The sequence below is a fragment of the Marvinbryantia formatexigens DSM 14469 genome (assembly GCF_025148285.1).
Classification (GTDB): Bacteria; Bacillota; Clostridia; order Lachnospirales; family Lachnospiraceae; genus Marvinbryantia; species Marvinbryantia formatexigens.
The window spans coordinates 3,254,142-3,266,677 of the sequence record NZ_CP102268.1 but is presented as its reverse complement, the minus strand read 5'-3'; the positions used below and the strand labels follow the sequence as shown (position 1 = coordinate 3,266,677).

Annotated in this window: 10 protein-coding genes, 1 pseudogene and 1 riboswitch; of the genes and pseudogenes, 2 read left to right on the top strand and 9 right to left on the bottom strand. The window is 53.6% G+C overall.

Annotated features, from left to right (window positions below):
* Positions 1-95 precede the first annotated feature (95 nt).
* Both NQ534_RS15285 and NQ534_RS15280 read left to right on the top strand, forming a co-directional pair.
* A complete protein-coding gene (locus tag NQ534_RS15285) occupies positions 96-872 on the top strand; it encodes an SDR family oxidoreductase (RefSeq protein ID WP_006861687.1) in 777 nt (258 codons plus the stop codon).
* Between the two features lie 466 nt (positions 873-1,338).
* A complete protein-coding gene (locus NQ534_RS15280) occupies positions 1,339-2,676 on the top strand; it encodes a glycoside-pentoside-hexuronide (GPH):cation symporter (protein ID WP_040782913.1) in 1,338 nt (445 codons plus the stop codon).
* A gap of 131 nt (positions 2,677-2,807) precedes the next feature.
* Here the strand turns inward: NQ534_RS15280 and NQ534_RS15275 are convergent, their stop codons facing one another.
* From NQ534_RS15275 to hflC, 9 genes and pseudogenes are all read right to left on the bottom strand, one after another.
* Positions 2,808-3,848 (bottom strand): M14 family metallopeptidase, encoded by a 1,041-nt coding sequence (locus NQ534_RS15275; RefSeq protein WP_006861684.1) that lies wholly within the window; start codon positions 3,846-3,848, stop codon positions 2,808-2,810.
* 14 nt (positions 3,849-3,862) lie between these two features.
* Entirely contained in the window at positions 3,863-4,021 is a 159-nt protein-coding gene (locus NQ534_RS15270; RefSeq protein WP_157200727.1) for a hypothetical protein, read from the bottom strand.
* Positions 4,022-4,659: 638 nt separating this feature from the next.
* Entirely contained in the window at positions 4,660-5,898 is a 1,239-nt protein-coding gene (locus tag NQ534_RS15265; protein WP_006861681.1) for a type 1 periplasmic-binding domain-containing protein, read from the bottom strand.
* Positions 5,899-6,018: 120 nt separating this feature from the next.
* Entirely contained in the window at positions 6,019-6,996 is a 978-nt protein-coding gene (locus tag NQ534_RS15260) for an oligopeptide/dipeptide ABC transporter ATP-binding protein (protein WP_040782908.1), read from the bottom strand.
* 238 nt (positions 6,997-7,234) lie between these two features.
* A pseudogene (locus NQ534_RS21910) lies at positions 7,235-7,702 on the bottom strand (ATP-binding cassette domain-containing protein); the annotation flags it as partial.
* 101 nt (positions 7,703-7,803) lie between these two features.
* Positions 7,804-9,348, bottom strand: a complete 1,545-nt coding sequence (locus tag NQ534_RS15250) for an ABC transporter substrate-binding protein (protein WP_006861678.1) — start codon at positions 9,346-9,348, stop codon at positions 7,804-7,806.
* A 14-nt stretch (positions 9,349-9,362) separates the two neighbouring features.
* Entirely contained in the window at positions 9,363-10,190 is an 828-nt protein-coding gene (nikC, locus tag NQ534_RS15245) for a nickel transporter permease (protein ID WP_006861677.1), read from the bottom strand.
* Between the two features lie 2 nt (positions 10,191-10,192).
* Positions 10,193-11,131: a nickel ABC transporter permease gene (gene nikB, locus NQ534_RS15240; protein WP_006861676.1), complete on the bottom strand. Its 939-nt coding sequence runs from the start codon at positions 11,129-11,131 to the stop codon at positions 10,193-10,195.
* Positions 11,132-11,388: 257 nt separating this feature from the next.
* Positions 11,389-11,575: riboswitch (cobalamin riboswitch) on the bottom strand.
* 93 nt (positions 11,576-11,668) lie between these two features.
* Positions 11,669-12,535 carry a protease modulator HflC gene (gene hflC / locus NQ534_RS15235; RefSeq protein ID WP_006861674.1) on the bottom strand — a complete coding sequence of 289 codons (867 nt, stop codon included), beginning with the start codon at positions 12,533-12,535 and terminating at the stop codon, positions 11,669-11,671.
* Position 12,536: the final 1 nt, after the last annotated feature.

The window sequence follows — 12,536 nt, the reverse complement described above, 5'->3', positions numbered from 1 at the left end:
TTTGCAAAATGAGTTACTATAATATCACAATAAATAAAACCGTTTTACAAAATTAAATTCATAAACAGTTTTACAAAAAGAAAAGGAGAACGAACATGGGTATTATTGAAAAAATGAGACTGGATGGAAAAAAAGGATTTGTTACCGGCGCTGCCAGAGGTATCGGAAAGTGTACGGCAACCGCCTTCGCTGAAGCTGGCGCGGATGTGGCAATCGTAGACCTTGACATCGAAGAAGCAAAGAAAACCGCTGCAGAAATCGCAGAAAAAACAGGCAGAAAGGTAATCGCCATCAAAACCGACTGCACAGACAAAGACCAGGTAGACGCGATGGTCGCACAGGTCGTGCAGGAGCTCGGCGGACTTGATTTCTGCCACAACAACGCAGGCATCTGCATCAACGCCCCGGCGGAAGAAATGACCTGGGAGCAGTGGAGCAAAGTCATCAACATCAATCTGAACGGCATCTTCCTCACGGATATTGCAGCCGGAAAATACATGCTGGCAAACGGCGGCGGCTCCATCATCAACACCGCTTCCATGTCCGCACATATTGTAAATGTTCCGCAGCCGCAGTGCGCTTACAACGCTTCCAAGGCCGGCGTCATCCAGCTTACAAAATCGCTCGCCATTGAATGGGCAAAGCGCGGCGTGCGCGTAAACAGCATCAGTCCGGGATACATCGGAACAGAGCTTACTCTGAACTCCCCGACACTGATTCCGCTGATTGAGAAATGGAACGAAATGGCACCGCTCGGAAGAATGGGCAAACCGGAAGAGCTGGAATCCATCTGCGTATATCTCGCCGGAGATACCAGCACCTTCACAACAGGCTCAGACTTCATCATCGACGGAGCATTCACCTGCTTCTAAAATGAGTCAATACCCCGCAGAAAAACTGCGGGACGCAAAATGCTGCGTGCAGCAAACCGCGGGGAACAAATCCCCGCACCGCCAGATATCCGCACAGATTCAGCCACCTGTTTTGCTGCATGCGGGAATACTACCCTCCGGCGGCATCCGCAGCCGGAGGTATTTTTAACAAAACGTACCATCCGCATAATGCAACGATGTTGGGGGCAAAAGCCCTAAATATGATGCCTACGGATTGTTACGTGCTTCGCACTTCCACAATCCTACCCGCTATTCGCATATCGTGGGATATACATCCCACTTTTATGCTCATATCGGGGCGGGTCCCAAGGTCTTACGCCCACTTATGAGCAAGCTCATGTGAGCTCAGACCTTTTGACCCTGGCATCATACAACGAAATACCCCGCGGCAGGCACGGCACCCGGCTCATTGCCCGCGGGAATAAAAATCGAAAAGGAGAACGCCATGAAAAAATGGGGAAAGCGAATTGGATACGGTATTGGGGACCTCGGATGTAATCTTGTTTTCAGTACGATGGCATCCTATCTGATGGTTTTTTATACAGATGTATTCGGAATTACCGCCGCAGCGGCGGGCACTATGATGCTTGTAACAAAATTTATTGACGCAATAACAGACACCGGAATGGGACTGATCGTCGACCGGACACACTCAAAGTGGGGACAGGGAAGACCGTACTTCCTGCTTGGCGCCGTCCCGTTTGCCATATTTACATTTCTCACCTTCTATATTCCGGATTTCGGAAGCACCGGAAAGCTGGTGTGGGCTTACATAACCTACTGCCTCCTCTGCACAGCGTACACGGTGGTAAATATTCCGCTGAACACTATTGTTCCGCGTCTTACCTCCGACGTCCATGAGCGCGACATTCTGGTATCCACACGAATGGTGTGCGCAATGGCAGGAACCGCCATCGTTATGTCCATCACCTCGCCTCTGGTATCCTTTTTCGGAAAAGGGGACGAAGCGCGTGGATATCTTATAACCATGACCATCTACGGAATCGCTGCCATGCTGATTTTCTTTGTGACATTTGCCAGCACAAAGGAAGTCGTTCCGCCATCCGTCAGCCGCGAGCACACTTCTATCTTCGACGACTTCAAAGGGCTGACCGGGCAGGCATGGATTCTGTTTCTGCTGAACCTGTTCTATTTTTCACTCTACGTTGTCAGAAGCACCACGGTCATCTACTATTTTAAGTACAACCTGAACAGACCGGACTGGCTCTCTCTGGTCGGAATCCTCGGCATTCTGTCCGGACTCCCGATGCTGCTGCTTTTGCCGGAGCTGGAAAAACGGTTCAGCAAACGAAGTCTGATGTTCTTCAGTGTCGCTTTATACATCGCCGGGGACCTGCTCATATTTGCCGGAAAAAATTCCGCCGTCTGTCTGCTGACAGGTCTGGTAATAACCGGACTGGGAATCTACGGCATCTTCGGTCTTACCTTTGCCATGCAGCCGGATGTCATCGATTATTCGGAATACAAAAAGAACGCCAGCGTATCCGGACTGATTGCCGCCTTCCAGGGCTTCTTCGTAAAAGGCGGAATGGGACTGACAAGCTTTGTCATCGGTATCTTCCTAAAAAGCGGCGGCTACGTGGCAAACGCCGTGCAGACAGAAAAAGCACTCTCCTACATAGAGATATGCTTCATCTGGATTCCAATCGTTCTCTGTCTGCTGATTGCAATACTTACCTACTTTTATAAGCTGGACGGCATCCGCGAAGAAATGACCGTCGCACTGGAAAAACGGAGACAGAACGCCGAAAAAGCGCTCTGACATTGCCTTAAAGCCTTCCGGATTCTTCCGGAGGGCTTTTCCTCTTCCGCAGGCTTTGCCTTTCCCGCAGGTCTTTTCCTTTCCCGCAGGCTTTGCTTTTCCCGCATGACTTAGCCTTTTCCGCGGACGCGTTACAATACCCCGTATGCCACCATTGGGCTGCCCGCCGGCAGATTCAGGCTCACCGTCTGGTACAAAATGACGCAGCGCTCCGCCGCCCGGCAAATATGAATCACATTTCCAAAATAATCACGTACCTCACCGAGAACCGCGCCCTTCCCGCAAATATCCCCGGCAGAAAAAAATGGATACCAGCACCCGCTTCCGGGCGCATCTATATAGCGGACATCTGTTAGCACCGTCTGACCGACGCCTGCCTGCCGCATTGCCTGACCAGCTTCCACCGGACGTATATTCTTGCCATCTCCCGCCGGCTGTTCAGACTGCCGCCCGTTATCTGCCCGTCCTGCCTGCTCACTCTCTGCCATCCATGCAGAGCCATAAATATGCTCCAGAACACGCCTTACATCCGCCTTATCCGCATCCACCTCCGCACGGCTCCACAGTCCTCTGCCGCCGCGCTCCAGAAGAACCGACGGGATTCCCGCCGCGCTGGCATAATTATAAGCGCCTCCTGTCGTAATCTGCGATTCCACAACATACTTCACATCCACACAAGAAGCCATCGCCCGCGCCACCTCGCGCACCTTCTCCTCCACCGGTCCCACATAATACACATACGGATACAAATCCTCAAAATAATCCCCGCAATGCAAATCAATATAGTAATCTGCAGCCGGAAAGAGAATATCCGTCACCGTCCGGCAGATTTTCTCCGCCGTAGTGCCTTCCCTGCTCCCCGGAAACTCACGGTTCAGATTCTTTCCGTCCTCCCGGACCATGCTCGTCCCGCGGTATCCATAACCGCTGACATTCACCACCGGAACCAGAATCACCGTCCCGTCAAGCTCCGACGGCTGCAGCTCTCCCGCCAGCTCTATCACCGCCTGCACGCCCACATGCTCCGCGCTGTGAATCCCTGCCGTAATCAGCGTCGTCTTCCCCGCGCCGCCGCAGATAACCGTCACCGGCAGCCGCCAGGACGTTCCCTCCACCGGAATCCAGCCCGCTTTCTTCTCTCCCGGTCCAATCTCCATACTTCCAATCCTCATGCACATCCTCCTCATTACAATCTGTCAATTTTTCCCGGCTGCCCCTGTATCAGACACACCCCCGTCGGCGCCATCCCCTCTGCCCCGCATCCAACACTGCACACCGTCGGCGCCTTGCCTTCTGCCCCGCATCCAACACTGCACACCGTCGGCGTCTCCCCTCTGCCCCGCATCCAGCACTGCACTCCGCCTCACCTTGCCTTCTGCCCCTGCATCAGACACTGCACACCGCCGGCGCCTTGCCTTCTGTTCCGCATCCAACACTGCACACCGTCGGCGCCCTTCCCTGCCGCTTCTGCATCCGGCAAAACGCCCGACACCTCGCTCTATCATTTTCGCTTCCGATATGGCACTCTGTCAACTGTACATCCGGCAAAATAACCGCCGTCGCCTCCCGCTTCTGCTTCTGCCAAATATACTGCCTCTGCCGCTGACAGGCGGACCCGGCGCCATGCCTTCCGCCGCAGACGATAGGCAGCTCTTGCAGACCTTGCGAGCATAGCGGCAGCAATTTTGTCCGACCAGCTTCTATGGAGGCAAAATTGCTGCCAATAGGCGGCGCAGCAAGGTCAAAAAGAGCAACGTGTCTGCGGCGGAAGGCATGGTGCCGGGTCCAGCCGTAAGCATGCAGCACAGCATATCTACCAGACGCAGCCGCACGCATGCAGCGCAACATATCCGACAGACGCAGCTACACGCATAAACCAAAAAACGTCCACTGGACGTTTTTGTCGTATGCATGGCAGCAACAAGCCGGGCGGTTTCCACCGCCCAGCCACTCAGCCACTCAATTACTCAATTACTCATTTACTCAGCCATTCACTATCCGCGCTTTCACATCCTCCACAGTATACGCTTCCGTCAGCTCCTTCAGCGCCTGCGGCGACGCCTCCTCATTAAACACCCGGATTACCTGCATCAGATCCTCGCAGCTATAAGCGTTCTCATAGATACCGGTCGTATAGCCGTACAGCTCAATATACTCCTCGCGGCTCTTTGCCACCCAGAATCCCTGATACAGGCGGATTGCCCCGCCATCCTCCGAGTTCGCTTCCGGATATCCGGAAACCGCATTATAAAGCATCGCAAAAGCCGGACCCGCCATAGAGGCATACTTGCCCTCCACATAATCAATCGGCGGATTTCCAAAAGAATCCTTCGTCTTAATCGCTTCGAAATTCTCCTCCGTAAAACTGTCAATCGCGCCTACCATAATATTACTTCCCTGCGCCGCTTCCTTTTCTGCAATCTTATCGAGATACGTGGATGCATGAAAAGCGCTCATCAGCGCATCGCAGTTCCCGGCGGCAAACGCCTCCTCCAGATTTTGAAGCCCGGCGCCGTTCTCCGTATAATCCGGCACCAGCGTCACCGTCATGCTTCCGTCGGCGCTTGTCAGCGTCGTATTCACCTCTGCCGCGGCAAGCTCAGACGCCTCGCCGTCCAGCACAAGCCCCGCCTGTTCAGAAAATGTCTCCAGCATCGCCTCCACACGGGATGCGTGAGTGGCATTTCCCCTGGACGCGCCGCCCGTCATAATCACGTAAGACTTTGCGCCCTTCTCCAGAAAATACTCCGCCATATTAACACCTGTCTGGTACACATCCGCCGGATCTGGTCCTACCGAGCCGAGAAACCACGGATTATCCTTCACAGCGTCAAACGCCTCATCCGCAACAATACCTGAGCCAAGCACATAATACAGCTCATTTTCCGCGCACACCGCCAGCGTGCTCTCCAGATCATAACCGCAGAAGGAAATGATCCCCTCCGCCCCCTGCTCCTTTGCCGCTTCTATAAACTGATTTTCCTCCTCCGCTGTCGCAACCGCGCCGGAGAAGAAAAACTGCACCGGAAAACCCTCCTGGATATAATCACGGTAATAATTGCTGAACATACTCATTTCCGAGCTGTCCGGGTCATATACGACCACGCCGATTTTCATCGTCTCCGTGCCATCCTCCGATGCCTCCTCCGCCTGCGCGCCCACGCAGAACAGAAGCAAAAAGCAGAGCATGATTCCAAATACCGCAAACCTTCTTTTTCTCATATCGTCTGCCCTTCTATCTATAATATGATATCGGGGGTCAAAAGTCCCCCATTATTTCCATCCAGGTGCGGCGCGCCGGTCCGCCATCCAGACATCCTCCAACACGCCGCACCCATCCGCTCAGGCGTGCGCCTGCTGCTGTGCCACATAATGGCACGCCGCCTCATGCCCCGGAGCAATCTCCTGCAGCACAGGCTTCTGCGACCGGCATTTCTCCATGCAGTGTTCGCAGCGGTCTGCAAAAGGACAGCCCTTCGGAACATCCAGCGGACTTGGCGCCTCGCTCTCAATGCTCTCAATCTTCTTATTCTGGTCCATATGAATGGAGAACTGCGCGCCCAGCAGCGCCTGCGTGTACGGATGCACCGCCTTCGTCGCCACATCCGCGCCCGGAATCACCTCCACAATGTGTCCCAGATACATCACGGCAATCTGATGCGCAAACGACTGAATCAGCGCCAGGTCATGACAGATAAAAATCATGCTGACATTTTTTTCTTCCTGCAGGCGCACCAGCAGCTCAATAATCGTTCTCTGGATAGAAACATCCAGCGCCGACGTCGCCTCGTCGCACACCAGAATCTCCGGCTCCAGCGACAGTGCGCGGGCAATGCTGACTCTCTGCCGCTGTCCGCCGCTCATATTGTGCGGGTAACGGTACATAAAATCCGCCGGCAGCTCCACCATTTCCAGAAGCTCACGCGCCTTCGCCTCTTTTTCGCTCCGCTTCAGCTTTCCAAAATTCATCAGCGGCTCCGTCAGAATATCAATAATCTTCATCTTGGGATTAAAGGACGCCAGCGGGTCCTGGAATACCATCTGGATATTCTGCCGGTTTTCCCAGCGCTCCTTCTTCGTCATCGACGCCATATCCCGTCCGTGATAGAGAATCTTTCCCTGCGTCGGGTCGTCCAGCGACATCACCATCCGCACGAAGGTAGACTTTCCGCATCCGCTCTCGCCCACGATGCCAAGCGTCTTTCCCTTATACACCGTCAGATTCACATCATTACATGCCGTCAGCGTCCGTCCGTGGGAGGCGGGAAACTGTTTTACAATGTGCTCTGCTTTCATCACAACATCTGCTTCATGAAACAAACCGTTCTCCCTCCATTTCCGGTACTGCCGCCAGCAGCCTCTTTGTATAATCGTTTGTCGGGTGGTTCATCACCTCGTCGCGCGTGCCCGCGTCCACCACCTTACCGTACTGCATAACGATCAGCTTGTCCGCCATATAAGCCGCCACGCCCAGGTTATGCGTAACAATGATAATGCCTGTCTGCGACTTGTCCCGCAGCTCCATCATCTGCCGCACGATCTGCGCCTGCGTCGTCACATCCAGCGCGCTGGTCGGCTCATCCGCCAGCAGCAGCTCCGGATTAAAAGTCATCGCCATCGCGATGCCGACGCGCTGGCGCATACCGCCCGACAACTGATGCGGATAGCTGTTCATCACATTTTCCGCCTCCGGCAGACGCATCTTTTCCAGCATGGAGGTGCCAAGCTTCCACGCTTCCTTTTTCGACTGGCTGCTGTGCGTACAGATATATTCCACATACTGACTGCCGATTTTGCGGATGGGATTCAGTGTCCCGCCGCAATCCTGGAAAATCATGGACATCTTCGTGCCGCGCAGTTTCCGCCATTCCTCTCTCGAATACTTCAGCAGGGATTCCCCGTGAAACGTGATATCGCCCTGCGTCACCCGGCCGCCCCCGGCAAGTGCGCCGAGGACTGCACGGATGACCGTGGTTTTTCCGCTTCCGCTCTCTCCCACCACGCTGATAATCTCGCCCTTCTTCATGGAAAGATTAAAATGCTCGATGGTGGGAGACTGTTTCCCATACTGAACTGCCAAATCCTTAATTTCCAGCATAGTTTCCGCTCCTTTGATGCGCGCCGCGTTTATTCCGCCATTTTCATGTCCGCTGTTACCCAGTAATAATCCATCGGATACATAACCAGTCCTTCCACAGAAGATTTGGAAATCAGGAAGGTATTCTCATATCCGAAGAATACGGTTGCCGCGTCGTCCATAATCGCCTGCTGAATCTTTATAATCAGCTCTCTTCTCGCATCGGCATCCATTGTCGCCGCCAGCTCATCCAGCCATGCGTCAACGTCCGCATTCGCATAGCCCGCTGTATTGTTTGCGGAGGTGCTGTACCAGTTCTCACGCAGATAGTTCTCCGGGTCGCCGGTGTTTGCAACCAGCACGTTCCAGATCAGAAGATCATACTGTCCGGAATCACGGCGATCAAGCATCGTCTCGTAGGACACGCAGTCAAGCTTGATGTTAATACCGATTTCCTTCAGGCTCGCCTGTGCCGCCTGCGCGTAAACGCCCAGCTCTGCACGGCTGTCATAATATACGAAGGTCAGCTCCAGCGGCTCGCCCTCCGGCGTCTCCACATAGCCGTCCCCGTTGCTGTCCACGTAACCGGCATCCGCCAGAAGCTGCTTTGCGCCCTCCGGGTCATAAGCATTTGCGTCGTTCAGTTCGTCATAACCATAATCCAGTGTCGGCGGAACCGGAGCCTTTGCCGGGGTAGCGCCGCCCTCCAGAAGCACGCTTGTGTAGGTCTCCTTGTCAAGACCGCGCAGCAGCGCCTGACGGAGCGCCAGATCACCCAGCGCGCCGTTCTGGTTCATAAATGCATAGGTGGAGCGCAGGGATTCCAGAGACTGGATGGTGTAAGCATCGTTGCCGTCAAATTCAAATACGTTTTCTGTCTTCAGATTATATGCCACGTCGATCTCGCCGGACTGCAGCGCCATCGAACGGGTCGTCTGGTCGCCGATGATGCGCAGCGTCACGCTGTCATTCGGCACCTCACCGTCCCAATAATACTCGTTGCGCACCACAACCGTATCACCCGACGGGTCGAAGGACTGGAAAGCATAGGGACCTGTGCAGACAGGACCGGACATGGCAATATTGGAGTTGTCAATGCTGGTGTCCATAATCAGGAACAGCGGGTCCGCAAGGCAGCCTGCCATGTTTGCGTTTGCTCTGTTCAGATTGAAAATCAGATTCTGCCCGTCTACCTCAACGCTTGCCACATCAAAGAATTCCGGCACACGGTTGGACATTTCAAAGGTTCTCTCCAGAGAAGCCTTCACCAGCTCCGGCGTCATATCATTGCCGTTGGAGAACTTCACGCCCTCGCGGATGGTAAAGGTCCATGTTTTTCCGTCCTCGCTGTTGCTCCACTCTGTCGCCAGACACGGAACCATGTTGCCCTCCTCGTCAAATTTTGTCAGACCCTGTCCGACGCCGTAACGGGAGATTACCCAGCTGAAATACTGCTCCGTCGGCTCCAGCGTATCTGCAAAGCTGGTCACGCCGATGGTCATCGTGCCTGCTGCGGAAACCACCGCGCCCGCCGCCATTACGGCTGCGCCGACTGCCACTGCCGCCGCTAATTTTTTCATCTTTCTTACCTTCATTTGTTCTTCCTCCTCTAATTTTCCTGTCTCGGATCCAGAATGTCACGGATGCTGTCGCCGAGCATATTAAACACAACTACTACAATTACAATGGCGATACCAGGCGCGATCATCAGCCACGGAGCTTTCGCCATATAGGTTCTTCCTTCGTTCAGCATCAGTCCCCATTCCGGTGTGGGCGCCACCGCGCCAAAACCGAGGAAGGAGAGCGATGCCAGCTCCAGCATCATCGTTCCCATATCCGCCGCCGCTGTCACCGTCATGGTCGTCAGCATGTTGGGAAGGATGTGCCTCCACAAAATTTTTGCCGTACTGGTACCGTTTACCACAGCAGCCTCCACGTACAGATTCCGTTTCAGCTTTAAAACCATACTGCGCGCCAGACGGGCATATTTGGGCCAGCTCACCGCCGTAATGGCGATAACGCCGTTTCGGAGGCTCGCACCCAGCATACCGGCAATCGCGATCGCAAGAATCATTCCCGGAAAGGAGATCATCATATCGGCAACGCGCATGATGACCTGGTCGATCCAGCCGCCGAAATAGCCCGCGATAATACCCAGCACCGTTCCCGTAACGAAAATCGTCGCCACCAGAATCAGCGTATATACCAGAGAGGTTCTGGTGCCGTAGATTACCCTGGAGAGCAGATCTCTTCCCAGCTTATCGGCGCCCAGCGGATATTCCTTGCAGGGAGCCTTCAGGGAATCCGTCATAACAGCCTCCAGCGGGTCCTTCGGCGCGATCCAGGGAGCGAAAATCGCTACGCCCGCGATAGCCAGCGCCAGAATAAAGAAAATGGTAAACTGTTTATGCTCCAGAAAAAAGTTCTTCTTTTTCATGTTCAGTTGACCTCCTTGATTCTTGGGTCGAGCCAGGTATAGGACAGATCAACCAGAATATTAATCGCCATATACAGCACCGCGATCACCAGCACATATCCCTGCACCATCGGATAGTCGCGGCAGGAAATCGCTTTGATCGCCATGCTTCCCATACCAGGCCAGTTGTAGATAATCTCCACGACTGCCGTACCTCCAAGGAGAGAGCCAAGGGACAGTCCCAGCAGGGTAACGATGGGCAGCATGGCGTTGGGCAGCACATGCTTCCAGAGAATCGCCCCCTCCTTAATTCCTCTCATTCTGGCGCCTGTTACATAGTCCTGCCGCAGCTCCTCCAGAACAGCGTTGCGCACCTGTCTGGTATACTTGGAGGACATGGACATCGCCAGTGTGACCGCCGGCAGAATCATCGCCTTAAAGTCCGTCGTACCGCCCGCCACGTTTACCCAGCGCAGCTGCACGCCGAAAATGCTCAGAAGCACAAGACCGATCCAGAAGCTCGGAATAGATACGCCCATAAAGGTGATGCCGCGTATCAGATAGTCCGGCCACTTGTTCTGATAAACTGCCGAGAGGATTCCGCAGGGAATCGAAAATACAATCATCAGAAGAAGCGCAAACAGCGATAGCTTCATGGTTGGCCAGAAGCACTTCATCAGCTTCTCCGCCACCGGAATCTTAAAAGCATAGGAATTGCCCATGTCCCCGGTGAGGACGCCCTTCAGCCAGTTTCCATACTGCACCAGAAACGGCTGGTCGAGTCCCAGCTCATGCCTGGTCTGCTCCAGCAGCTCCGGCGTCGGCAGGTTTCCGCACTCTGTCAGCATGATTTCCGCCGGGTCGCCGGGGGAAAGATAGGTGAGCGCAAAGGTGAAAAAGGTGACGCCAAACAGGACTACCAGAATCTGCAGAAGCCTTTTTCCAATTTGTTTCTTTGACATTGTTTCTCCTTCCTACATTTCCCGTTTTAAAACAAAACAGCCGCAGAAAAAGTTTTTCTCTTCCCGCGGCACCGCAAATATGTATCATATCTGAATGTAAGGCATGACAGCCTGCGCATTTTTGCGCAAAATTTCCCTGCTGCGCAGAAATTAGCTCTCACTAAGTTCCCGCCTGCAAAAATGCCCGTATCACAGACTGATACGGGCATAATTTCACACACAAATTACCTGCTGCTTCTTATCGACCGTAAGAATCAAACGAAAAACAATCGCAAGCAGTTCTCCTGACTTAAGTTCATCGCCCAAAAGCGCCTTCCCAGATCTTCTTTATCAAAATCCAGTGACATAAATGCTCTCAGACTCGCTATCACAGTGACGGGATCGTACCGGACTTGCACCGGTTTCTCTATTAATCCTTGCGGAACTTGCAACGGCTGGCTTCAAACCAGCAAATGTTATTTAATTTTACGTCATACATTATAGTCCAATATTTTTCACTTGTCCAGAAGAATGCAAAAATTTTTCAGGTTTTTTCCTCTATTCCCCGGTAAACGCCTGCGCGATCGGCGAATCCGCCGGCAGCACAATCGTTTTGTTTTCCCCGGTCATGGAAGCCTTCAGCGCGTCCAGACTTCTCACATAAGAATAGAAGTCGGTCTTGTCCTCATCCGAGTAGGCGTCCGCCAGAATCCTCATGTACTCCGCCTCGCCTTCCGCGACCAGGATCTCGCCCTGCCGCTTTGCATCGGAAATCTGGATCGCGACCTCCTTGTCCGTGGTATTGCGGATGACTTTGGCTTCCGAATTTCCTTCCGCTGTGTAGGTCGCCGCAATGTTGTTGCGCTCGGAAATCATACGCTCGTAAACGGAAGCCTTATTGTCGTCCGGCAGGTCGAGCTGCTTCATGTCAAATTCCAGCAGCTCAATACCGTACTGCGTCAGATTGTCCCCCACGCTCGTCATCACCGCTTCGGAAAGCTTTCCGTTGCGTCCGCTGATTACCTCATCCTGTGACAGGCTGCCGATGGTATTTTTGGTGGCATTGTACACCGCTGTATTGATACGGTTCTCGGCATTCGATATCGACGAGTTCAGCGACTGCGCGAATTTCAGCGGGTCGCTGATGCGCCAGAGCACGTAGCTGTCGCTGATCATGGTTTTCTTTTCCTTCGTAATGACGTCCGACGGCGTCAGATCGTACAAAAGAGTCTGCTTGGGCAGCGTGGAAACATTCTGCACAAAAGGCACCTTGAAGCTGACGCCCTCCTGGTCCACCACTTTTACCACCTTGCCGAACTGCCGGATAAGCTTGTATTCGTCTTTGTTTGTCACCACGAGGGAGGAACCAAGCAGAACCACTGCCAGAACCGCTCCCGCCGCTGCCGCAATAGCTGTTTTCTTCATA